General features: G+C 66.4%; 20 protein-coding genes. 6 read left to right on the forward strand and 14 right to left on the reverse strand.

Annotated elements, in window-relative coordinates; all coding sequences use genetic code 11:
* Positions 1 to 98 precede the first annotated feature (98 nt).
* The 3 genes from folP to E4J93_RS08305 form a co-directional block, all read right to left on the reverse strand.
* Positions 99 to 1,850 carry a dihydropteroate synthase gene (gene folP / locus E4J93_RS01355; RefSeq protein ID WP_147587693.1) on the reverse strand — a complete coding sequence of 584 codons (1,752 nt, stop codon included), beginning with the start codon at positions 1,848 to 1,850 and terminating at the stop codon, positions 99 to 101.
* Positions 1,851 to 2,021: 171 nt separating this feature from the next.
* Entirely contained in the window at positions 2,022 to 2,774 is a 753-nt protein-coding gene (locus E4J93_RS01360; RefSeq protein ID WP_147587694.1) for an NAD-dependent protein deacylase, read from the reverse strand.
* A gap of 12 nt (positions 2,775 to 2,786) precedes the next feature.
* A complete protein-coding gene (locus tag E4J93_RS08305) occupies positions 2,787 to 3,671 on the reverse strand; it encodes a PT domain-containing protein (RefSeq protein WP_187231553.1) in 885 nt (294 codons plus the stop codon).
* 226 nt (positions 3,672 to 3,897) lie between these two features.
* Here E4J93_RS08305 and E4J93_RS01370 point away from each other — a divergent pair, with 226 nt between their 5' ends.
* Positions 3,898 to 4,737, forward strand: a complete 840-nt coding sequence (locus E4J93_RS01370; protein WP_147587695.1) for an exodeoxyribonuclease III — start codon at positions 3,898 to 3,900, stop codon at positions 4,735 to 4,737.
* Between the two features lie 133 nt (positions 4,738 to 4,870).
* Here E4J93_RS01370 and E4J93_RS01375 read toward each other — a convergent pair whose 3' ends face one another.
* The 4 genes from E4J93_RS01375 to E4J93_RS01390 are packed head-to-tail and all read right to left on the reverse strand — an operon-like array spanning position 4,871 to position 9,717.
* Positions 4,871 to 5,620 (reverse strand): DUF6580 family putative transport protein, encoded by a 750-nt coding sequence (locus E4J93_RS01375; RefSeq protein WP_255431862.1) that lies wholly within the window; start codon positions 5,618 to 5,620, stop codon positions 4,871 to 4,873.
* On the reverse strand, positions 5,601 to 7,103 hold the full coding sequence (locus tag E4J93_RS01380) for an ABC transporter ATP-binding protein (protein ID WP_147587696.1): 1,503 nt from the start codon (positions 7,101 to 7,103) through the stop codon (positions 5,601 to 5,603). The genes E4J93_RS01375 and E4J93_RS01380 overlap by 20 nt, the downstream gene beginning before the upstream one ends.
* Positions 7,100 to 7,996 (reverse strand): energy-coupling factor transporter transmembrane protein EcfT, encoded by an 897-nt coding sequence (locus E4J93_RS01385; RefSeq protein WP_147587697.1) that lies wholly within the window; start codon positions 7,994 to 7,996, stop codon positions 7,100 to 7,102. Before E4J93_RS01385 ends, E4J93_RS01380 begins: the two co-directional genes overlap by 4 nt.
* Positions 7,990 to 9,717, reverse strand: coding sequence for a hypothetical protein (locus tag E4J93_RS01390; protein ID WP_147587698.1), 1,728 nt, complete (start codon positions 9,715 to 9,717; stop codon positions 7,990 to 7,992). The genes E4J93_RS01385 and E4J93_RS01390 overlap by 7 nt, the downstream gene beginning before the upstream one ends.
* 246 nt (positions 9,718 to 9,963) lie before the next feature.
* Between E4J93_RS01390 and glmU the strand changes: the two genes are divergently transcribed.
* Positions 9,964 to 11,358, forward strand: coding sequence for a bifunctional UDP-N-acetylglucosamine diphosphorylase/glucosamine-1-phosphate N-acetyltransferase GlmU (gene glmU / locus E4J93_RS01395; RefSeq protein WP_147587699.1), 1,395 nt, complete (start codon positions 9,964 to 9,966; stop codon positions 11,356 to 11,358).
* A 46-nt stretch (positions 11,359 to 11,404) separates the two neighbouring features.
* Entirely contained in the window at positions 11,405 to 12,391 is a 987-nt protein-coding gene (locus E4J93_RS01400; RefSeq protein ID WP_147587700.1) for a ribose-phosphate pyrophosphokinase, read from the forward strand.
* Positions 12,392 to 12,484: 93 nt separating this feature from the next.
* Here E4J93_RS01400 and E4J93_RS01405 read toward each other — a convergent pair whose 3' ends face one another.
* The gene (locus E4J93_RS01405; protein ID WP_147587701.1) at positions 12,485 to 13,015 is read right to left on the reverse strand and encodes a GNAT family N-acetyltransferase; all 531 of its coding nucleotides are present in this window, start codon (positions 13,013 to 13,015) and stop codon (positions 12,485 to 12,487) included.
* A 207-nt stretch (positions 13,016 to 13,222) separates the two neighbouring features.
* Here E4J93_RS01405 and pth point away from each other — a divergent pair, with 207 nt between their 5' ends.
* The 3 genes from pth to gltA all read left to right on the forward strand — a co-directional run bounded on the left by pth (position 13,223) and on the right by gltA (position 16,289).
* A complete protein-coding gene (gene pth / locus E4J93_RS01410; RefSeq protein ID WP_187231554.1) occupies positions 13,223 to 13,852 on the forward strand; it encodes an aminoacyl-tRNA hydrolase in 630 nt (209 codons plus the stop codon).
* A gap of 206 nt (positions 13,853 to 14,058) precedes the next feature.
* On the forward strand, positions 14,059 to 14,895 hold the full coding sequence (locus tag E4J93_RS01415) for a sulfide/dihydroorotate dehydrogenase-like FAD/NAD-binding protein (protein WP_147587702.1): 837 nt from the start codon (positions 14,059 to 14,061) through the stop codon (positions 14,893 to 14,895).
* The gene (gene gltA / locus E4J93_RS01420) at positions 14,883 to 16,289 is read left to right on the forward strand and encodes an NADPH-dependent glutamate synthase (RefSeq protein WP_147587703.1); all 1,407 of its coding nucleotides are present in this window, start codon (positions 14,883 to 14,885) and stop codon (positions 16,287 to 16,289) included. Before E4J93_RS01415 ends, gltA begins: the two co-directional genes overlap by 13 nt.
* Before the next feature lie 506 nt (positions 16,290 to 16,795).
* Here gltA and E4J93_RS01425 read toward each other — a convergent pair.
* The 6 genes from E4J93_RS01425 to E4J93_RS01450 form a co-directional block, all read right to left on the reverse strand.
* A complete protein-coding gene (locus E4J93_RS01425) occupies positions 16,796 to 17,464 on the reverse strand; it encodes an AAA family ATPase (protein WP_147587704.1) in 669 nt (222 codons plus the stop codon).
* 66 nt (positions 17,465 to 17,530) lie between these two features.
* Positions 17,531 to 18,178: an amino acid ABC transporter permease gene (locus E4J93_RS01430; protein WP_147587705.1), complete on the reverse strand. Its 648-nt coding sequence runs from the start codon at positions 18,176 to 18,178 to the stop codon at positions 17,531 to 17,533.
* A 3-nt stretch (positions 18,179 to 18,181) separates the two neighbouring features.
* Positions 18,182 to 18,928, reverse strand: coding sequence for an amino acid ABC transporter permease (locus E4J93_RS01435; protein WP_147587706.1), 747 nt, complete (start codon positions 18,926 to 18,928; stop codon positions 18,182 to 18,184).
* A gap of 121 nt (positions 18,929 to 19,049) precedes the next feature.
* On the reverse strand, positions 19,050 to 19,910 hold the full coding sequence (locus E4J93_RS01440) for a transporter substrate-binding domain-containing protein (protein ID WP_147587707.1): 861 nt from the start codon (positions 19,908 to 19,910) through the stop codon (positions 19,050 to 19,052).
* Positions 19,911 to 20,021: 111 nt separating this feature from the next.
* Positions 20,022 to 20,753 (reverse strand): amino acid ABC transporter ATP-binding protein, encoded by a 732-nt coding sequence (locus E4J93_RS01445; RefSeq protein ID WP_147587708.1) that lies wholly within the window; start codon positions 20,751 to 20,753, stop codon positions 20,022 to 20,024.
* A gap of 415 nt (positions 20,754 to 21,168) precedes the next feature.
* On the reverse strand, positions 21,169 to 21,612 hold the full coding sequence (locus E4J93_RS01450) for a GatB/YqeY domain-containing protein (protein WP_147587709.1): 444 nt from the start codon (positions 21,610 to 21,612) through the stop codon (positions 21,169 to 21,171).
* Between the last annotated feature and the right edge of the window lie 2 nt (positions 21,613 to 21,614).

Raw genomic sequence — 21,614 nt, forward strand, 5'->3', positions numbered from 1 at the left:
TTCCATAGGGCTCCGTCGCCCAACAAATCAGGGCGACCCGCTTGACGCCGGGCCGCCCCTTCGTTTCCAATCGAATGCCGCTCCAACCGGCCGGCGCGCTACATAGAGCCGAGCTCGCCCACCACGTGGCCCACGCGGTCCTCGGGCTCCTTCACGTCAACGCCCTCGTAGCGGAAGAAACGCGCCGGGTCATGCATGAGGTCCTCGAGCGGCACGAGCACGAAGTCGCGCTCGCCCAGATACGGATGGGGCAGACGCAGGCGGTCGCCGCCGTGCACCTCGCCGTCCATCCAGAGCAGATCCAGGTCGATGATGCGCGGGCCGTTGGCGCGCGCGGCGTCCGAACGGTCGCGCCCCATGCGCTCCTCGATCTTGAGCAGCTCGTCCAGCAGGATGAGCGGCGCCAACTCGGTCTTGATCTCTATGACGGCGTTGGCGAAGGCGTCCTGGTCCTCCTCGTACGCGGGCTCGCTCTCGTAGATGCGCGAGCAGCTCGATACGCAGGTCATGGGGATTGCCGCGATGAGCTCCTTAGCGGCGCGGATATTGTCGGTGCGCTTGCCCAGGTTCGACCCGATGGCCACGAACGCGCGGCGCGGCTGCGGACGGGCGATGGCCCAGAAGCCGTTGAGGAACTGCGAGAAGCCCCGTACGTCGTGGACGCGCACGATGTTGGCGCCCAGCTGGATGGCGCCCAGGCACACGCCGTACGTGGCGGCGTCGCGCTCGCGCGCATCGGCCACGCCCGAGACGGCGCCCACGAAGCGCTTGCGGGAGACGGCGCACAGCAACGGATAGCCCAGCGAAGCGAGCTTGGCGGTCTCGCGCTGGATCACGATGTCCTCGTTTGCCTCCTTGCCGAAACCCGGACCCGGATCGATGCAGATGCGCTCGCGCGCCACGCCCGCGTGCATGAGGGCGCGCGCCTGGTCGGACAGGAAGCCCATGACGCGGCGCATGATGGGGGCGGAATCGGGCAGGGTGAAACGCCGGAGCTGCGAGGTGGCGCCGGTTGCGGCGTCGCGGCGGGCCGAGCGCGCCATGATGGCGGCCAGCTCGTCGTTCGCATAGACGCCGCGCTTCTGCTCCTCGGTCTGAGCGGCGGCAGCGGCTACGGCGGCGCGGGCGCTCGACGCGGACGTATCCCGCGGCTCGGCCTCGGGCGCGGACTCGGATGCAGCGGCCTCGGAGCCGTTGGGCACGTCGGAGAACGGAAGCTGGGGCTGCACCAAACCGCCCAGCACGCCGCCCTTGCGGCGCGGGTGGGCGCTCTTGGCAGCGGCGGCAGCCTTCGCGGCGGCCGCGGCCTCGGCCGCTTCGGCGGCGGCGCGGGCCTTTTCGGCAACGAACGCGGCGGCGGAGGTGTCGAGCTGCACGGGCGTATGGCGGCGCTTGGGCTCCTCGGTGAGGTCGCCCGCGTGCATGACGATCACGCCGCAGTCGCTCGAAGCCACGAACTCGACCATCTTGGGATCGGTGAATCCCGTCACATCGTTGACGATGGACGCGCCCACGCGAACGGCGGCCTTGGCCACGTCCACATGGCGCGTATCGATGGAGACGATGGCGCCCTTCTGCGCCAGGGCGCGCACGACGGGCAGCACGCGCTTTGCCTCTTCATCGGCGCTCACCGGGGTGAAGCCCGGGCGCGTGGACTCCCCGCCCACGTCGATGATGTCGGCGCCCTCGTCGAGCATCTTCAGGCCGTGCGCGATGGCGGCATCGGTATCGAAATGCTCGCCGCCGTCGCTAAAGGAATCCGGCGTAACGTTGAGAACACCCATGATGCGGGGACGGTCGAACCGAAGCTCGAACTTTCCGCAACGCCATGTCTTGGTATCGTTTGCCATGAACATCCTTTCGCCTTCATAAAAACTCACTCTATTGTATCCAGCTTCGGCGCCTTACCCCCGAATCAATGAAAACACTGGCGAAAAACGAAGCCGGCCGCCGCGAACGGCAGCCGGCTGCAACGACAGGCGGTTGTGCATCAACCCGAACGGCCGGGGACAAAAAGCGCGCTAGAAGTCGAACGCCTGCGCGATGTCGCACGAGATGAGCACGTCGGCGCGGCCGTCCTGCGCCGTCGCATCGCGATTGACGATCGCAAGGGCGTCTCCCCCGAAATACCGCGTCAGCCCCGCAGCGGGATACACCACCAGCGACGTGCCCCCGATCACGAGCGCGTCCGCCCGGGAGATCTCCTCGATCGCACCTGTAAGCACGCCTTCGTCGAGCGGCTCCTCGTACAGCACCACATCGGGCTTGATCGAGCCGCCGCACACGGGACACGTCGGCACGCCGCGCGCATCCTCGTGCCCGCGCGCCATGATCCACGCGGCGTCGTAGACCGCCCCGCAGGAACGGCAGATGTTGCGGTGCACCGAGCCGTGCAGCTCGTAGACGCGCTGCGAACCGGCCGCCTGATGCAGGCCATCGATATTCTGCGTCACCACCGCGGAGAGCACGCCGGCGCGCTCGAGCTCGGCGAGCTTGACATGGCACCGGTTGGGCCGCGCGTCCGGCGCGATCATCTTCTTCCGATAGAACGCGAAGAACTCCGCTGGATGCGCGTCGTAGAAGGTGCGGGAGAGAATCGTCTCGGGCGGATAGGAAAACTGCTGGTTATAAAGGCCATCCTGGCTGCGGAAATCGGGAATGCCGCTGGCCGTGGACACGCCGGCGCCGCCGAAGAACACCACGCGCTCGTGCGTATCGAACAGGCGCGCCAGCGCCTGCCGCGCCTCGCAGGCATCTGATATGGGTCGGGTCAAGGCTCCTCCTTGTTACCACTCGCGGGGCGAAGCATTTGAGAAGAGATACTCCTCGGGGTCGGCGGTCATGCTCGGCAGCCGCGCCCACGGATCGTCGGCCAGGTCGGTATCGACCGGCCCGTCGACCGGTTCGTCCGCCGGTTCTCCGGCCGGTTCGTCCGCCGGCTCGTCCACAGGTTCCCCAGCTGGTTCGTCGGCTGGTTCGCCGGCCGGTTCGTCCGCCGGTTCTCCAGCTGGTTCGTCAGCTGGTTCGCCAGCCGGTTCGTCGCCCGGGTCGTCGGCCGGTTCTCCATCCAACACGTCATCGGACTCGTCGGCGGGCTCGACATCGGGCTCGTCGGCGTCGTCGAAACAGGCCGTATCATCGTCGAGACCAGCATCCTCGCCGCACGCGCGCTCGTCGGCACCACGGTCCAGGTCGCCTTGATCGTCGGAGGCCGCCTCGGCGCGCGCGGCCAGACGCCACACCGCCGCTGCCGCCGCGCTCAACACAAGCGCGAGCACGCCGAAAAACAAGTCGAACGCCTTGATGAAACCGGCGTCGAACGCGCTATCCGCAACGCCGAACGTCGAGGTTGCGACCCCTGCGAAGATGGCGGCCGCGGGCGCCAGGGCCGCTGCGGCGAAAGCGGACATACGGCGCGGGGCGATGCACGCCCACAGGCCCAGCACCCCCGCCGCCAGGAACAGACCGAACAGCGCCAGGGCGTAGGCGATGATGACGCGCGTCCCATGGACCTCGGCCTCGCTGAACAAGCCGCTGATAACCGCATAATGAATCCCGGCAAGCGCCAGGTACACCAAGCTGGCAGCGATAAGGCACGCGCAGCCCATCTTGATAAGAAACGTCAGACACCGTGTCCAAAGCGCAGCGTCATCCTCGTGCGCCAAACCCATGCGACCATCCCCCGATCGTGCGGTAGCCACTGGTAACGAATCCCGTCGCGCCCCCTGAGGCGCGCGGTTATTCAAGTATAGATGCCGCCCCTTGGGAATAGTCAACAAACTTGCTTGCAATTTTGTCATTTACAGCAAGCCGTTCTATCGTAAGCTATGGCTAACAAAAAACGCCGCGCACCCTGCAACCGCAGGATGCGCCCCTTCGATCTATACGGGAGAACCCATGAGCACCCCCACCCGCACGTACAAGCTCGCCTCGTGGAACGTCAACGGCCTGCGAGCCGTCCTCAAGAAGGATCCGAGCTTCACCGATATCGTCGCCCAGCTCGACGCCGACATCCTGGGTCTGCAGGAAACCAAGCTGCAGGAGGGCCAAGTCGAACTCGATCTGCCCGGATACCACCAGGTTTGGAGCTACGCCGAGCGCAAGGGCTATTCGGGCACCGCGGTGTTCACGCGCGAGGAGCCGCTGTCGGTGCGCCATGCCGACGACGTCCTGCGCGCCGGCCGTCTCGCCGGCCTCTCCGACGACGCCCTCGAGCTGGTAGCCGTCGCCGCCACCGAGGGGCGCGTCTGCGCGCTGGAGTTCGACCGCTTCTGGTACGTGGACGTCTACACCCCCAACGCCCAGAACGAGCTCGCCCGCATCGACACGCGCATGGCCTGGGACGACGCCTACCGCGCGTTCCTCAAAAGCCTCGAGGACGAGACCGGAAAGCCCGTGATCACCTGCGGGGACTTCAACGTGGCGCATGAGGAGATCGACCTTAAGAACCCCAAGAGCAACCGGGGCAACGCGGGCTTCTCGGACGAGGAGCGCGGCAAGTTCTCCGAGCTTCTCGACGCCGGCTTCACCGACACCTGGCGCTCCCTCAACCCCGGCGTGGAGGGCGCGTACAGCTGGTGGAGCTACCGCTTCAACGCGCGCAAGAACAACGCGGGCTGGCGCATCGACTACTTCCTGGTGAGCGACGCCATCGCGTCCAACATCCGCGACGCGCGCATCCGCAACGATATCTTTGGATCCGATCACTGCCCCGTAGAGCTCGAGATCGAACTCTAGCCGCGCAGCCTTGGGCGGAACGCCCGCTGCACCCAGCCTCGCCGAGCAACGCGAAACGCGGCCGCGCACCATCATGGGCGCGGCCGCGTTTCGCAAACGGGCCCACGCGACGCGGGCCGAACCACCATTCCCGTCAGATGCCGTATTTGCGCACGACCCGGCCGATACGCCGGGTCCACGGCGCATAGAGCGCCGCCAGGAACACCGAGGTGGCGAAACCGTGCATGAGGTCGAACGGCAGCGCCATGGCCACGCGCGCCAGCGCGCCCGGCCAGGTAAGCGGGCGGACGTAGGCAACCACGTCGAACGCGTTGATGATCACGCCGTAGAACAGACCCGACAGGAAGCCGAACGGGACGAGCACCGCATAGCGCACGCCGCCATCCGGCTTCTGGAACAACCGCAGGCGCGCCAGAACGCCGCCCAGATAGCCCACGGCTCCCCAGGCATACATCTGCCATGGGGTCCACATACCCTGCCCAAAAAAGAAGTTGCTGGTAAACGCCGCAAGCGCGCCAACCATGAACCCGCTGCGCGGACCCAATGCGGCGCCGGCGATGATGGCTATGGCCGACACGGGCTTGAAATCGGGAATAGCGCCGAACAGGATGCGCCCCGCCGCCGCGAGGCTCGCCAGCACGAGCGTGGGCATGATCTGGCGCAGCGCCGGCTTGCCCGCCTCGTAACCGGCGAAGAACAGCGCGAGCACCAGGCCAACAACGAGCAGCATGACGAGGCCCGCCTGGTCGATACCGCTCAGGCCGGCGGCGACCATGCATCCCGGCACCGCCAGGAGCAGCGGCAGCTCGAGCACCTGAAGGGCCCGCGACGCCCCGCGGGCGAGGCGGGCGGATGCGGGCATGCTAGGGTCGGTAGTAGACATTTCCGGTAAAGAACTCCCCACTCGGTTGCGTACAGGCGATCTGGCCGTCGAACACCATCGACACGTCGTCGGCGACCTGGTTCACGAAGTCGAGGTCGTGCGTGGCCATGAGCACGGTCACACCATGGTCGCGGCACCAGACCAACGCGCGGGCCATCAGCCGGCGCGAAGCCGTGTCGAGCCCCTTGGTGGGCTCGTCCAACAGCAGCAGCTCGGGCTTCACCAGCAAGAGCTTGCCCAACGCCAGCAACTGCTGCTGGCCTCCCGACAAGTCGTACGGATGCAGCGCGGCCGCATGGACGAGCCCCAGGTGCGCGAGCATATCGTCCACGTCCGCGCGACCATAGCGCCCACCGCCCGACCACTCCATAAGCTCGTCGTCCACCGTCTCCTCGGCAAACAGCGCGCGGGGATCCTGCGGCAGCAGCGCCTTGGCCTCCGTGAAGCGCGCCACGGCGCCGCGCTGGAGCCGGCGCGTGCCCGCCAGGAGCGACAGCAGCGTGGACTTGCCGCAGCCGTTGCCACCCACCAGCGCGTGGATCGCACCCGGGCGCACCACGAGGTCGATGCCGCGAAGCACCCATGCGGCATCGCGCCCGTAGCGAAACCACCCGCGAGACACGCTCGCCGCCGGCTGCTCCGCGCGGGCGCGGCGGCTGCCACGTCCAGCGGGGGCACCGGCGGCCGCCCGTTCGAGCTCCGCGCGGACGCCCGGGCGGCCGCCGTCGACGGATTCGAGGAGCCGCGGGCGAACATCGAGCTCGGGCAGGTCCTCGACGGGTGCCAGCGAACCGTCGCGCAGCCGAAACGCGCAGGTCGCGTAATCCAGCATCGCGCGGGGCTGGTGCGTGGCCACCACCACCGTGCAGCCCAGCTCGCGGTTCACGCGGAACAGCGCGTGCAGGAAGTTCTTCTCGGCGATCGGGTCGAGCTGGGCCGTGGGCTCGTCGAGCAGCAGCAGCTCGGGCTTCATAACCAGCGTGGACGCGAGCGCGAGCAACTGCTTGCGCCCGCCCGACAGCGTGTCCGTCTCGCACCGAAACCAATCCTCGATACCGAAGAAATAGCTCGTCTCCGCCACCAGGCGGCGCATCTCGTCCTGCGGCGTGCCCAGATTCTCCAGGCCGAACGCCATCTCGTGCCACACGCTCTCGCAGACGATCTGGTTGTCGGGGTTCTGGAACACATAGCCCACGGTGCGCGCGGACTCCGCCGCATCCATGCCGCACGCGGGGCGCCCGTTCACCAGCACCTCGCCCTCCCGCTCGCCGGCGGGCGCGATCTGCGGCTTGGCCAGGCTCAGCAACGTGGACTTACCCGAACCCGTATCCCCCACCAGTAACGCGAACGAGCCGCGCGGCACCCGCCAGCTCACGTCGCGCAGGACCGGCTCCTCGGCACCGGCGTAGGTGAAGGAGAGGTCGCGTACCTCGAGCGCGCATTCCGCCGCTTCCTCGAACCCCCTCCGGGTTGGCTCGCTCATGCGAACCGCCTCCTTTCGCACAGATGGAGCGCTGCGGGCAGCAGCATCCAAGCGGCATACGGCACGTATCCCCACCAGGGCACCAGCCGACTCATCACGGGAAAAAACGAATACTGCGACGTGGCCGCCCAGGCCAGAAGGCCCACGGCCGCGCCGCCCGCCAGCAAGCCCGCCAGCGCCCAGGCGTCGGCCCGGGTGAAGCGATACCGCGAGAACGTGGTGCGGCGGGGGGCGCCGCCCCATCCGCGGGCCCGCATGGCATCGGCCGTCTCGAGCGAATCCTCCATGCCCCAGCCCATCAACACGCTCGACAGGCGCAGGCGCTCGCGCACCAGCTCCCCACGGGTGCGACCCGGAACGGCCACGGCGCGCTGCGCGGCAAGCACCGCGTCGCCGCGTCGCAGGAACCGCGGGATCAGGCGCATGGTCATCGAGGCCATAAGCGCGATCACGGGTGCTGCGTTGCCGAACAGCGCCATCACCTTATCGAACGACAGCAGCGACGCGGCCGCGCGCAGCCACGACGCGCTCGCGATGAACAGGGCACCCATGGCGGCGCCGTAGCAGAGGCTCTCCAGGTACACCGCGCGCACCCCCAGGCGGAACAGCTCCGTGGAGCCCGACGCCGAGAAGATGGGGTTGAGCAACGCGATCACCGCCACCACGGGCAGCTGCCAGCGCAAGCCCGCCAGCGTCTCGCGCACGCCGCGCGCGCAGCAGCCGTAGGCCAGCGCACCCGCCAGCGAGAGCGCGATGAGGACCGGCTGGAACGAGAACATGGTGAACGCCAGCGTGAACGCCAGGTAGACCGCCGGCACCGCCGGGTGCGCCGTGTCGAACGCGGTGTGCTCGTCCGCCGGCGGCACCGCGTATCCCTCCTCGGACCCTACCATGCGGCGCCGGACCCGCGGTCGAGGTCGTCCCCGTCGTCCTCGCCACGCTGCTCGCGCCACTCGTCCACGCCCTCGTCACGGCGCTGCCTGCCACCGCGGTTGCGGATGAACGCATAGAGGCCGAACGTGGCGGCCAGGAACAGCGCGCCCACGCCCACGCCGGCGCCGTTCGGCAGCGTTATGCCCGCGAGCGCCGATCCCAGGGTGTCGATTCCCTCGCTGCCCCCCACGGGCGTCGCGGCGGAACGGGCCTCGTCGGGAGCGAGGGCCGTAAGCAAGCCGCCCTTCGACCCGTTCGAGGGAGCCGTCGCCAAAAAGAGCGTGCCATCGCGGTTGATCAGCGGCTCCGTGCGCGGTATGGCGCCGGACGGGTTCCACAGCTCAGACGCCGCACACGCCGCATCGGCGCCGTCGACGCCCTCGATCGCCGTAACCGCCCCCGACGCGGCGATGGCGTACAGCGTCACGACCGCATCGCTCGCTCCGCACACCACCGCCAGCAGCGGAGCCGCCGGCGTCGGCAGCTCGCCGCCCACCGGCTCACCAACCTCGCCGGCGCCGATCCGATCTAGCGCAACGTCCAAACAGACCGCCGCGTCCACCGGATCGCCCGGGCGCCGAGCCCAGAAATACGCATGCCCGCGCGCCACCGCCGGGGCGAACGACAGCAGGCGCCAGGGAGCGCTAGCGACGACGAGCGCCGACGTCCCGTCCAGCTCCAGCCGTCCATCGACGGCCCGCAGCAGCGAAACCGATCCCGACGCGTCGCCTACAACCCAGGACGCGGCGACGCGCGGCTCCACGGACAGTCCCGTTCCGCATTCCGCGACGCGGCCCTCGATCGCCCCCGCGAGCATCACCTCGTCCAAAACCTCGCCGGACGCGATGTCAACCAGGCGCGCCGTCGAGCCCCCGTCGAGCAAGAGCAGCCCCTCCCCTGCGGCCATGAGGCGCGGCACGGGCGATGCGGGAGCCCCGGCGCCCACGGGAAGGCGCGCGTTCCAGAAGAGGGAGCCGTCGATGCCGGCGAGCGAGAACAGCTCGATGCCGAGCGCGGCGCCGGATGCATCCAGCGCGACGAGCGCCGCGTGAAGCGCGCCGCCCAAGCTCACCACCTGGGATGACATGCCCCACGACGCGGCGCCCGCGGGAAGGGCGGGTGCCGCGGAGACCCAGGCCGGCGCGAGCTCCTCGTCGAACACCGCCACCTGGCCCGTCTCGAGCACCACCGCCAGGGAGGCCTCCGCGAACACCGGCTGCGCGGCGGCGCAGGCGGGCGCGGGAAGCTCCGCGGCGCCCAGCAGGTCGCCCGTCGCGGCATCGCGGCGCTCGATGGCCGCGCCCGCAAGCACATAGAGCATGGTCTTCTGACCAGATTGGCGCAGGGCGAGCGCATCGGTCGGGGCCGCCAGCCCCGCGGTCCAGGCGACCTCCGGCGAAGCGGGCGCCTTCACGGGCACGGCCCCCGACGCGATGCTATGGCGCGCGGTGCTGGCATAGCCCGCCCACGCGGTATAGGGGCCGTTGAACTCGGCCGAGGTCTCCATCGTCTCGGGCAGCTCCTCGACGGCGGAAGCCGCCTGGGCGCGAGCGGGGGCCGCGAGCATCGAGCCCACCGCCGTCGCAGCGCCCGCCAGGACCGCGCGACGCGTCATGCCGCCATCCACCGCCGCGCAGCCGCCTGCGCGGCGGTCCGCCCGATGCTCCTTCGGATATGCCATGGAGCGACCCCCTCCATCTCCCTGCAAGCGCCGACCGGCGCCCATAGCTTTCTCGTCCCACCATTGTATCCACCGCCGGGCCGCGGCCCGGCCGCGCGGCGCGCCCCGGCCCCGCACGCCGCCAAATCCCTATTGTTTGCGAACGCGCGGCATATGCCGTCCGCGCCACGCGGGCTGCGCTATCATCGAATCGACGTGGCGCTTTCGCGCCGCACGCATTTCCGCACGCCATACGAAGGAGTACGCATGAACGCAACCGCGATCGTTCTCGCTGCCGGCGAGGGTACTCGCATGAAGTCGAACCACGCCAAGGTCTCCCACCAGATCCTCGGCAAGCCCATGATCCGCTGGGTCGTCGACGCCACCATCGCCGCTGGGTGCGAGCGCGTCGTCGTGGTCGTCGGCAGCCACGCCGACGAGGTCCGCGCCATCCTGGCCGACGCCTACGCCGACAGCCCCGTGAGCGTCGAGACGGTCGAGCAGACCGAGCGCCTGGGCACCGGCCACGCCGTGCGCGTCGCGCTCGAGGCAACCGGCATCTCCGACGGCCCCGTGGTGGTCCTCAACGGCGACCTGCCGCTCATCCAGGCCGACACCGTGCGCCTGTTCGCCGAAACGGTGGCAACCGGCGAGCTCGCCGCCACCGTCCTCACCATGACGCCGCCCGATCCCTTCGGCTACGGCCGCATCCAGCTGGATGCCGACGGCGCCGTCGAGCGCATCATCGAGCAGAAGGACTGCACACCCGAGCAGGACGCCGAGCTGCTGGAATGCAACGCCGGCTGCTACGCCTTCGACGGCGCGCTGCTGGCCGCCCACATCGGCGAGGTCACCAACGACAACGCGCAGGCCGAGTACTACCTGCCCGACATGCTCGAGATCCTCAAGCGCCACGGCCACGCCGTGAGCATCTTCCACTGCGAGGACTACCGCGACGGCCTGGGCGTCAACTCCCGCGTCCAGCTCGCCGAGCTCACCGCCATCGCGCGCGACCGCATCAACGAGCGCCTCATGACGGAGGGCGTCACGTTCATCGACCCCGCGCAGGCCTGGATCGGCCCGGACGCGACCATCGGCCGCGACACCGTGGTGTGGCCGCAGACCCACCTCATCGGCACCTGCTCCGTGGGCGAAAGCTGCCAGCTGGGCCCCAACACCCGCCTCACCAACACCCGCGCCGGCAACGGCTGCGTGATCGACGAGACCATCGCCGTCGACGCCGTCCTCGAGAACGATGTCGAGTGCGGACCGCGCGCCTACCTGCGCCCCGGCACGCACATGCTCGACGGCTCCAAGGCCGGCACGCACGTGGAGATCAAGAAGTCCACCATCGGCGAGGGCTCCAAGGTCCCGCATCTCTCCTATATCGGCGATACAACCATGGGCGCTGGCGTAAATGTCGGCGCTGGTTCCATCACATGCAACTATGATGGTAAGAACAAGCACGCAACCGTCATCGGCGACCGCACCTTCATCGGGTCGGATACCATGATGGTCGCGCCGGTTCGCATCGGGTCCGACGCCATCACCGGCGCGGGCGGCACCATCACCAAGGATGTTCCGGACGGCGCCCTCGCACTCGAGCGCACCGACCAGCGCGTCCTGGAGGGTTACACCGAGCGCAGGCGCGCTCGTCTGTAATACGTTTAGGCAGTCAAGGCAGCAACTACAAAAAGGAGCAAGGGAAATGCCGACAACCGATCCCAAGAAGACGGTGGATATGAACAAGATCCTCCGCGTCTATTCGGGCTCTTCCAACCGTCCGCTCGCAGAGAAGATCGCCGGCCTGCTGGGCGTCGAGCTCTCGGGTCTCACCCTGAAGCAGTTCGCCAACGGCGAGATCTACGCGCGCTACGACGAGACCGTCCGCGGCGCCGACGTGTTCCTGATCCAGTCCGTTGCCGGCGCCAACGTCAACGACATGCTCATGGAGCTCCTCATCGCAACGGATGCCGCTAAGCGCGCCTCCGCCCGCTCCATCACCGCCGTCATCACGCACTACGGCTACGCCCGCCAGGACCGCAAGGCCGGCCCGCGCGAGCCCATCACCGCCCGCCTCGTGGCCAACCTGCTCGAGTGCGCCGGCGTCGACCGCATCATCACGCTCGACCTGCACCAGGGCCAGATCCAGGGCTTCTTCGACATCCCGGTGAACCATCTCTCCGCGCTGCCGCTGTTTGCCGACTACTACGACGCCATGGGCTTCGACACCGACAACCTCGTGGTCGTCTCCCCCGACGTGGGCCGCGCCAAGGCCGCCAAGAAGCTCTCCGACATGCTGGGCTGCAGCCTGGCCATCGCCCACAAGGGCCGTCCGCGCCACAACGCCGCCGAGGTCATGGGCATCATCGGTGACATCAAGGGTAAGACCTGCATCATCAACGACGACATGATCGACACCGCGGGCACCCTGTGCGCCAACGTGAAGGAGCTCAAGGCCCTGGGCGCCGGCGACATCTACGTGTGCGCCACCCACGGCATCTTCTCCGGCCCCGCCATCGAGCGCCTGAACGACGCCCCCATCGTCGAGTGCGTCGTCACCGACGCGATCCCCGTCGAGGAGACCGGCAAGATCAAGACCATCTCCGTGGCCGGCGAGTTCGCCGAGACCATCAAGGCCGTGTACCACGAGCGCTCCGTCTCCACCCTGGTGGGCGGCGACTTCGCCCTGTAGGCACGACACGCCGACGCATCGCGCGCCATGCGAAGAGGCTCGAACGACCACGCGTCGTCCGAGCCTCTTTTTCATTCCGTTGATACGGGCGCGCTACAGCACGTACTCCAGCTGGCAATCGGCCGGCGCCTGATGCACGTGGTCGTCGCTGTACTCCGTTGCCTCGACGCAGCCCATGGCCTTGTAGAACGCCTGCGTCTCCACCGCCGAATGCGAGGAGATATAGAGCTTCTTGATACCCAGGTTGCGCACGAAATCGGCGCTGAGCAAGAAGAGCACGGCACCGATACCGCATCGGCGCACATCGTTGGAAACGTGCAGGCTGGTGAGTTCCATGTACTGCGATTCGCTGCCGAACGCCTTGCGCTCGACCGAAGCGAAGCCCTTCAGGACGCCGTCGACGAACGCGCCCCACACCACGCCGCCGGTCTCGACGGTGCGCTTGAGGCAGGAAACCAGGAACTCGTAATCCTCGGGCGTCCAATCGTCCACGCCCGGATCGGCCAGGACCCTCCATTCGCCATCCACCTTGCGGCGGCAATCGGTCACGACCTGCTTGCGCTCAAATTGATCAAACAACTCAACGCTAAGCTCGCTTTCGGTGAGCTCGCGATACTGCGGCATAGCGCGCATCCTTTCGAATCTGTGCAACGTCTGTTCACTATAGTACGGTGGATTGCATGATTTGGCAAAACGAATCCAATCAGCTTGATGCTATCGCCCGCGATCGAAGCGTGCGCATTATCAGCGCATTTTGGCAACGCGAACTTTGACAGCCGCGCGCCAGGCGTCACAATGGATAGCGGAATGAACGCGTACGAAGGAGAATCAATGGCAGCAGCCGCCCCCAAGAAGATCTGCATGGTTGCCGGTTTGGGCAACCCCGGCGACGAATACGAGCACACCCGCCACAATGCCGGCTTCAAGGCTATAGACGAGCTGGCGCGCCAGGCAGGCGTCTCGTACTGGAAGACGCAGCTGGGCGCCGAGGTCGCCGTCATAGCCGTCCACGACCCCGAGGCCGAGGGACAGCGCCGTGAAGTCGTGCTGGTGAAACCCCAGTCCTACATGAACACGAGCGGTGGCCCCATCTCCAAGCTCTGCGCGCAGTACAAGGTGGGGGTCGAGGAGCTGCTGGTCATCCATGACGAGCTCGACATCCCCGAAGGCGACGTGCGCGTGAAGGTGGGCGGCGGGCACGCCGGGCACAACGGCCTGCGTTCCATCATCGACAAGATGGGCGGCCGGGACTTCAGCCGCATCCGCGTGGGCATCGGCAATCCTCCCGGCCGCATGCCCGTAGCCGATTTCGTCCTCAAGCAGTTCCGCCCCAGGGAACTCGACGAGTTCGAGGCCACTTGCGCCCGCGCGGCGGACGCCGCCGGCCTGGCCCTCACCCAGGGCGTCGTCTACGCGCGCGACCACGTGAACGGCGGAGCGGCTTCAAACGGCAAGCATTAGCCCGGCAGCTCCGCCTGCCGCCGAATGACGGGGCGTCGTTGACCAGTTTTCGACTCGCTCGGTAGGTAACCCCTGCTACCACGGGGGTATACTTGATACTGTATGCGCGTTCGCACATACGACGCCGCATACGGACACAAGTGCCTGCAACATGGGCCGCCTGGGAGCGCCTGCCCCATTCGGTCCAAAAGGTAGAGAGGGGTTCTATGTTTGAAATCCTGAAGAAGACGCAGTTCTCGGAGAAGGTCTTCGAGTTCCGCGTCCACGCCCCGAGGATGGCCAAGAAGGCGCACGCCGGCCAGTTCCTCATGGTGCGCATCGACGAGACGGGCGAGCGCGTGCCGTTCACCTTCGCCAACTGGAATCCGGAGGAGGGCTGGATCGAGTTCATCTTCATGGTCGTCGGTAAGACCACCGAGTGCCTCTCCCAGCTCAACGAGGGCGATTTCATCCGCGATATCACCGGTCCACTGGGTCAGCCCACCGAGGTCGAGGGCGACTCCGTGGCCGTTATCGGCGGCGGCGTGGGCCTGGCCATCGCCTACCCCGTTGCACGCATGCTGTGCGAGCAGGGCAAGAACGTCTACGTGATCATGGGCGCCCGCACCAAGGACCTGCTCATCCTGCACGAGCAGTTCGACGCGTTGCCGCTCGCCGGCCTGTTCGTCACCACCGACGACGGCTCCATGGGCGAGAAGGGCGTCGTGACCCTGCCGCTCGCGCGCCTGTGCGAGACCGACTCGATCGATCACGCCTTCTGCGTGGGCCCCGTTCCCATGATGAAGTTCTCCTCCCTCACCTGCCACGAGCACAAGATTCCCATCATCGCCAGCCTCAACCCCATCATGGTCGACGGCACGGGCATGTGCGGATGCTGCCGCGTCGAAGTTGGCGGCGAGACCAAGTTCGCCTGCGTCGACGGACCCGACTTCGATGCCAGCGCGGTCGACTGGGATGACCTTGCCGCGCGCCAGGCTAGCTACCGCGGCGAAGAGGCCGTATCCACCAAGCGTCACCAGGAGGCCTGCGCATGCCAGAAGTAAAGAAGTATCGCCCGAACATCGGCGCTCCCCGCACCGCTCCCAACGAGGAGCCGGCCGCCGAGCGCGCGTGCGATTTCCGCCCGGTCGACACGGGCTTCACCAAGGAAGACGCCATCGCCGAGGCCAACCGCTGCCTCGACTGCAAGAAGCCCCTGTGCATGCAGGGCTGCCCCGTCGGCGTGAACATCCCCGGCTTCATCGCGCGCATCCGCGAAGAGGACTGGGGCGGAGCGCTCGAGACCATCAAGGGCGACAACCTGCTGCCCTCCGTCTGCGGCCGCGTGTGCCCGCAGGAGAACCAGTGCGAGGGTAAGTGCATCCTCGGCCGCAAGGGCGAGGCCGTGGCCATCGGCCAGCTCGAGCGCATGGTTGGCGACATGGCCGGCGAGGTGGGCCGCGCTCCGGTGTGCAAGCCCAAGAACGGCAAGAAGGTCGCCATCGTGGGCTCCGGCCCCTCCGGCATCGCCTGCGCCGGCGAGCTCGCCCGCGAGGGCTTCGACGTCACCGTCTTCGAGGCCTTCTTCACCGGCGGCGGCGTGCTGACCTACGGCATCCCCGAGTTCCGCCTGCCCAAGGCCATCGTCAAGCGCGAGATCGACGGCCTGGAGCAGCTGGGTGTCCACTTCGAGTACAACTCCGTTGCCGGCCGCCTGTTCGACGCCGACGAGCTCTTCAACGAAGAGGGCTTCGACGCCCTGTACCTCGCCGTGGGCGCCGGTCTCCCCCGCTTCCTCAAGGTCCCGGGCGAGAACCTCCCCGGCGTGTACTGCGCCAACGAGTACCTCACGCGTACCAACCTCATGCATGCCTACGACTTCCCCGTCTACGACACCCCGATCCGCCAGGGCAAGAACGTCGTGGTGTTCGGCGGCGGCAACGTCGCCATGGACGCCGCCCGCACCGCCCTGCGCCTGGGCGCCGACAGCGTGACGCTGGCATACCGCCGCACCGAGGCCGAGATGCCCGCGCGCCTGGCCGAGGTCCATCACGCCAAGGAAGAGGGCGTCAAGATCCTCGAGCTGGTCAACCCGCTCGAGTTCATCAAGGGTGAGGACGGCTTCGTCTCCGCGGTCGAGCTTGAGCGCATGGAGCTCGGCGAGCCCGACGCCTCCGGCCGCCGCCGCCCCGTTCCCATCCAGGACTCCGCGTATCAGATCCCCTGCGATGTTGCCATCACCGCCATCGGCACCATGGCAAACCCGTTTGCCAAGCTCTGCGCCGATGTCGAGCTCAACCGCTGGGGCCTCATCGAGGCCGATGAGGACGGCCGTACGTCCAACCCCAAGGTGTGGGCCGGCGGTGACATCGTAACCGGTGCCGCTACCGTCATCCTCGCCATGGGTGCCGGCAAGAAGGCCGCCGCTTCCATGAAGAAGGCGCTGCTGGGCGAGTAGTCGCACATCGAGCCCTCTCGAGCCCCTCATTTGAGACGTCCGCTGGTTTTCCCAGCGGACGTCTTTTGTTTCCGCGGGCCGGCGCATCAATCCGGCGCGCATCCGGGCCCCTCCCCCCCCCGATGTGAGTGGAAAATTACGAAACCCGCGTTACCAGGCCAAAATCGGCGTCTGGAGAGCACTAAAAGACCAGGTAAACAGCTGATGCAAAAACGTATATCGACCCCCTTCGCAAAAATCCACTCACTTCGAGGGGGAGAGCCCTACGAAGCGCGATGAGCGTCCGTTTTTCAGGCCCCAACGAGCCTCGGCGCTGCGCGCCGATACCGTCTCGGCAAGGCACGCACGACCGCAAGCGGGATACACCCGCCCGTCCCCCGCTCGACGCACAAAAAACGGGAGGTCGCCCGACCTCCCGTTTTGCACCATGAGCTTCACAGAGCTCCATATATTTTGAACGGAACGAACCACGCCTCGATGCGGCTAGCGCCGGGCGTTCGCGTGCCCTACTCTTCCAGACCAGCCTCATGGAGTTTGGCATTATAGGCGGCGGCGATCACGTCCACGCAGCCCTCGCGGCCGAGCTTGGCGCGGTTGACCACGATGTCCTTGCCGTCGCTCATCTTCCATTTGCCGGCAGAATAGCGCTTGTAGAACAGCTCGCGGGCGCGCTGCATCTCGCGCACCAGCTTGGCACCCTGCTTCTTATTGAGGCCGCGCTTGGCGCGTACGATCTCGACGCGGTCGTCGAACGGCGCGGTTACCAACACGGCGATGTGGTTGGGGTTATGGCGCAGCAGGTAATCCGACAGACGGCCCTCGATGATGCAGCTCTGCGTGGCACCCAGGTCGAGAATGACCTGCGACATATTGCGGAACAGCCTATCCGAAAGCGTGCGCGAGTCCACGCGGTCGGGCAGAAACGCCATGAACTCCGCGGCCATCTGCTCGTCGTAAGCGGCCATCTTGTCCACCGAGTCGCCCGAGCGCGATGCTGAGCGCACCAGCAGCTCGTTGTCGTACAGCGGAATACCCAGGCGCGTCGACAGCATCTTGCCGATCTCGTGTCCCTCGGCGCCGAAATCGCGCGCGATGGTGATCACGACCGGCTGGCCGGCTCGCTCGGCCTCCTCGGCCGCAACGCGTGCCTCGATGGCATGCTTGATGAGTCCCATGTCAAACCCTCCTCTATCGAGGTCAACCGAATATGCAAACGCCCGGTTGTCCGCCGGGCGCGTCGTTTATGCTGCAACAACTCGACGCTGGTAGCGACGCACCAGCAGAGAGATGCTGAAGTTGAGGGCGAAGTACAGCGCGAACACGAAACCGTACAGCATGAGCACCTGGCCCAGGTTGGTGGTCTGCGCCATAACGACCTTGGTGGTGTACATGAACTCGGCCACGTTGACGCCCGCCAGATACGAGCTGTCCTTGATCACCGTGGTGCACTGGCTGAACAGCGCCGGAATGATGGTCTTGAACGTCTGCGGCAAGATGATGTAGCGCATGGTGGCGAAGAAGCCGAAACCCTGGCTGCGCGCCGCCTCGAACTGGCTGGCGGGAATCGAGTTGAAGCCGCCGCGAACGATCTCGGCCATAACCGCCGAGGTGAAGATCGTGAACGCCAGCACCGAAATGAAGACGTCGGTACCCTTCACCGTGAAGTAGATGAACAGGATCCACAGCAGGTTGGGCGTGCAACGGAAGAGCTCGATATACGCGCTCACCAGCCACGACAGCGGGCGCAGCTTGCCGGTGCAGTACTGCTTGACCATGGCCAGGATCGTACCCAGCACGAGCGAGAAGATGATCGCCAGGATGGAGATCTCGATCGTCTTGAAGAAGCCGTTCATGATGAACGACAGGTTGTCTGCGTTGAAAAGCTCCATCGATTACGCCTCCTTCGCGGGCTCGGGCGTAATGCCGGGAATCACCTTGGCGCGCGGACGCTGCTTGGAGCGGCGCTCCAGGTACTGGACGAGAATGGCCAGCGGGAAGCAGATGAGGAAGTACATGAAGCAGCACAGCACGTAGCCCTGCAGATAGCCATACGTGGACACGAAGTTGTCCGCGTTGTACATAAGGTCGCCGCCGGCGATGAGCGCCAACACGGAGCTGTTCTTTACCAGGTTGAGCGCCTGGTTGCACAGCGGAGGCAGGATGATCTTGAACGTCTGCGGCAAGATCACGTAGCGATACGCCTGCACGCGGGTAAAGCCCTGCGAAAGCGCCGCCTCCATCTGGCCGCGCGGAACCGCTTCGATGCCGGTGCGAATGACCTCGGCGATATAGGCCGCGTGATACAGACCCACACCCATGAAGCCCAGCACGAACGCGGGGATGCGCACGGGCATGGCGGCGCCGGTGATGGCCTGCAGGATCTGCGGGCCGGCCATGTACATGAAGAACACCTGCACCGGCAGCGGGGTGTTCTGATAGAACTCAACGTACACGCGGCTGATAGCGCGCAGGACGCGCGAGCGCGTGGTGGAGAACACGCCCAAGATGGTTCCCAGCACCAGGGAGAGCAGCAGGCCGGCGGCGACCACCTGCAGGGTGAAGCCGAAGCCCTCCCACAGCGGACCGCTCTCGGCCAGCGTGAGCTCCCATCGCGTGGGGTCGAGGAGTCCCTCTAGCATATAGATCCTTCCAACGTGCCATTATCGGACTGAGCGCCCGGGCAGATGGCTCCACCCGGGCGCACCGTACCAGGAACGGGCGCCGCGCGCATCGCGGCGGGCACCCGCTCCCGCTATCAACTTAGAGCAGGCCCCAGGCGGCGATATCCTCTTCGATCCAGCCGTTCTCGAGCAGGCCCTTCACGGTATCGTCGACGACCGGAGACAGGTCGCAATCCTTCTTGGTGGCGATGCCGTAGTCCTGGGCGCCGAACTCGATCTCGGGCTGGAGGAGCTCGCAGTCATCGGTGGTGTAGCCCTTGAGCGTGGAGCGATCCATGGCGAAGGCGTCGATGTTGCCGGCGTCGAGGGCGGACTTGATGGACGGGTAGTCGGGGAACTCCTGGAAGTCCGGCTTGGCATCGAAACCCTCGTCCTTGAGCATGCCCAGCACCATATCCTTGGTGTTGGAGCCCTGGGAGACGCCGATGATCTTGCCGTCGAGATCGGCCATGGACTTCATGCCGGCGGCCTTCTTCACCAGGATGCCCACGTGGTCCGTGCGGTAGGGCGTGGAGAAGTCCCACTCGGCCTGGCGCTGCGGGTTGATGGTGTAGGTGGCGCAGATGATGTCGAGCTGGTCGTTGTCGATCAGCGGACCGCGGGTCTTGGGCGTGACGTCGGTGAACTCGACGAGCTTCTGCTCCTTCGCCTCGTCGTAGGAAACGCCCAGGACGGCGGCGGCGATCTGGTAGCACAGGTCGATCTCGAGGCCCTCATACTCCTTGGTGGCGGTGTTGAGGTAGCCGTAGCCGATAACGTCCTTCTTAACGCCGGCCTTCAGCTTGCCGCGGCTCTTGATGGCCTCGACCTTGGAGGAGCCGTTAGCGCTGGAGCCGGAGCCGGCGTTGCCGCCACCGCAACCGGCGAGCGTACCCGCACCCGCAAGACCGAGAGCGGCGAGGCCGAACGTCTGAACGAACTGACGACGATTCATTTCCATGGTTGTTTCCCTTCGGGTTGTACTCAAGCGGCCGCTCGTGCGCAGGCCGCGCTGGTGACGAAAGTCAAAGCAGAGGCGCCGCGGGAATGCCGGCGGCGCCGCGCGCGAACGCTAGTGCAAGATCTTGGCAAGAAAGTCGCGGCAACGCGGGTTTTGCGGATTCTCGAAGAAATGCTCGGGCGTGCCCTCCTCCAGGATCTGGCCGTCGTCCATAAAGATGACGCGATCGGCCACCTGACGGGCGAAGCCCATCTCGTGCGTGACGCACATCATGGTGATGTTCTCCTGCGCGAGCTCGATCATGACGTCGAGCACCTCCTGGACCATCTCGGGATCCAGCGCGGAGGTGGGCTCGTCGAACAAGATGATGGGCTGCTTGGTGCACAGGGCGCGGGCAATGGCCACGCGCTGCTGCTGGCCGCCGGAAAGGTTCTGCGGATACTCGCCCGCCTTGTTGGCGAGGCCGACGCGCTCGAGCGCCGCCATGGCGACCTTGGTGGCCTCCTCCTTGCTCTTCTTCTGCAGCTTGATGGGAGCGAGCGTGAGGTTGCCCAGCACCGTCATGTTGGGATAGAGGTTGAACTGCTGGAACACCATGGAGCTGTACTTGCGCGCCATCTCCAGGTGGTTCTTCTTGGTGAGCGGGGTGCCGTCGATAACGACCTCGCCGGTGGTGGGCTCCTCCAGGTAGTCCACGCAGCGGATGAGGGTCGACTTGCCCGAGCCGGACGGGCCGATGATCACGAGCTTCTCGCCCTCCTTGACGGTGAGGTTGATGTCCTTGAGGACATGAAGGTCGCCAAAGAACTTGTTGAGCCCTTTGATCTCAATCATATCGGCCATGATGTTCGTTTCCTTCCCGTTATGCCGTTGCCACGCAGCGCGTTGTCGTGCCGCGAATCGGCTGCACTTTATTCTAGTAATGTATTTGCTGGAGCGATAGTACCAATGACCTGAGAAATGTGCAAATGCGCTGCGCATTCCAGGCATGCTTGGCCGCGCAGCTCATACGTGACGCGATAAACAGCAGACCGAAGTACCACAGAATGATTCGATTATTTTCCCATTTTACGGGGTCTTATCCGCATGTAACCAGCTGCCCACGAAGAAACCGCAGGATTCCTGCGAGTGCTATACCCGCCCACGGCCGCACGGCGCACAAAAAACGGGTGCGACGCCGTGGTCGCACCCGTGTACATACTCGTTGGCTCGCCGGGGAGCATCGAACGCCCCCACGCTTGCAACGCCCGCGCGCTTCTTACGCGAGGCGCGCGCCAACCTCCTCGGCAGCCGCCGGCTTGTCGAAGTTACCGCCGGTAGCAGCCGTGAGGGCGCCCATCACGCGACCCATATCCTTGCGGGACGAAGCACCGGTCTCGGCGATAACCTGTTCGATCAGGGCTACCAGGGCGTCGCCGCTCACCTGCTCGGGCAGCAGGCTCTCCAGGATGGACACCTGCTCGGTGAGGGTGTCGGTGCGCTCCTGGTTGTTACCGGCCTGGCGCGACATCTCCAACGTCTCGCTCGTCTGCTTGATGAGGCGCTTGATCATACCGTTGACGTCTTCTTCGGTGGCATCGCGGCGCTCGTTGACCTCGATGTTCTTCACCTCGCCCATGACCTGGCGGATGATGGACAGGCGCACCTTGTCCTTCGCCTTCATGGCGACGATCATCTGCTGCTGCAGCTCGTCCTTAGTCATGG

Source organism: Collinsella sp. BA40, from assembly GCF_008014645.1.
GTDB lineage: Bacteria > Actinomycetota > Coriobacteriia > Coriobacteriales > Coriobacteriaceae > Collinsella.

What these genes read in the sequence shown, in the direction of transcription:
- E4J93_RS01400 (WP_147587700.1), top strand. Translation starts at nt 11,405, where the DNA reads ATGCCGACAACCGATCCCAAGAAGACGGTGGATATGAACAAGATCCTC.
- E4J93_RS01390 (WP_147587698.1), bottom strand. Translation starts at nt 9,717, where the DNA reads ATGGCATATCCGAAGGAGCATCGGGCGGACCGCCGCGCAGGCGGCTGC.
- E4J93_RS01435 (WP_147587706.1), bottom strand. Translation starts at nt 18,928, where the DNA reads ATGCTAGAGGGACTCCTCGACCCCACGCGATGGGAGCTCACGCTGGCC.
- E4J93_RS08305 (WP_187231553.1), bottom strand. Translation starts at nt 3,671, where the DNA reads ATGGGTTTGGCGCACGAGGATGACGCTGCGCTTTGGACACGGTGTCTG.
- folP (WP_147587693.1), bottom strand. Translation starts at nt 1,850, where the DNA reads ATGGCAAACGATACCAAGACATGGCGTTGCGGAAAGTTCGAGCTTCGG.
- E4J93_RS01430 (WP_147587705.1), bottom strand. Translation starts at nt 18,178, where the DNA reads ATGGAGCTTTTCAACGCAGACAACCTGTCGTTCATCATGAACGGCTTC.
- gltA (WP_147587703.1), top strand. Translation starts at nt 14,883, where the DNA reads ATGCCAGAAGTAAAGAAGTATCGCCCGAACATCGGCGCTCCCCGCACC.
- E4J93_RS01375 (WP_255431862.1), bottom strand. Translation starts at nt 5,620, where the DNA reads ATGTCTACTACCGACCCTAGCATGCCCGCATCCGCCCGCCTCGCCCGC.
- E4J93_RS01445 (WP_147587708.1), bottom strand. Translation starts at nt 20,753, where the DNA reads ATGGCCGATATGATTGAGATCAAAGGGCTCAACAAGTTCTTTGGCGAC.
- E4J93_RS01380 (WP_147587696.1), bottom strand. Translation starts at nt 7,103, where the DNA reads ATGAGCGAGCCAACCCGGAGGGGGTTCGAGGAAGCGGCGGAATGCGCG.
- E4J93_RS01405 (WP_147587701.1), bottom strand. Translation starts at nt 13,015, where the DNA reads ATGCCGCAGTATCGCGAGCTCACCGAAAGCGAGCTTAGCGTTGAGTTG.
- pth (WP_187231554.1), top strand. Translation starts at nt 13,223, where the DNA reads ATGGCAGCAGCCGCCCCCAAGAAGATCTGCATGGTTGCCGGTTTGGGC.
- E4J93_RS01370 (WP_147587695.1), top strand. Translation starts at nt 3,898, where the DNA reads ATGAGCACCCCCACCCGCACGTACAAGCTCGCCTCGTGGAACGTCAAC.
- E4J93_RS01425 (WP_147587704.1), bottom strand. Translation starts at nt 17,464, where the DNA reads ATGGGACTCATCAAGCATGCCATCGAGGCACGCGTTGCGGCCGAGGAG.
- E4J93_RS01440 (WP_147587707.1), bottom strand. Translation starts at nt 19,910, where the DNA reads ATGGAAATGAATCGTCGTCAGTTCGTTCAGACGTTCGGCCTCGCCGCT.
- E4J93_RS01385 (WP_147587697.1), bottom strand. Translation starts at nt 7,996, where the DNA reads ATGGTAGGGTCCGAGGAGGGATACGCGGTGCCGCCGGCGGACGAGCAC.
- glmU (WP_147587699.1), top strand. Translation starts at nt 9,964, where the DNA reads ATGAACGCAACCGCGATCGTTCTCGCTGCCGGCGAGGGTACTCGCATG.
- E4J93_RS01415 (WP_147587702.1), top strand. Translation starts at nt 14,059, where the DNA reads ATGTTTGAAATCCTGAAGAAGACGCAGTTCTCGGAGAAGGTCTTCGAG.
- E4J93_RS01450 (WP_147587709.1), bottom strand. Translation starts at nt 21,612, where the DNA reads ATGACTAAGGACGAGCTGCAGCAGCAGATGATCGTCGCCATGAAGGCG.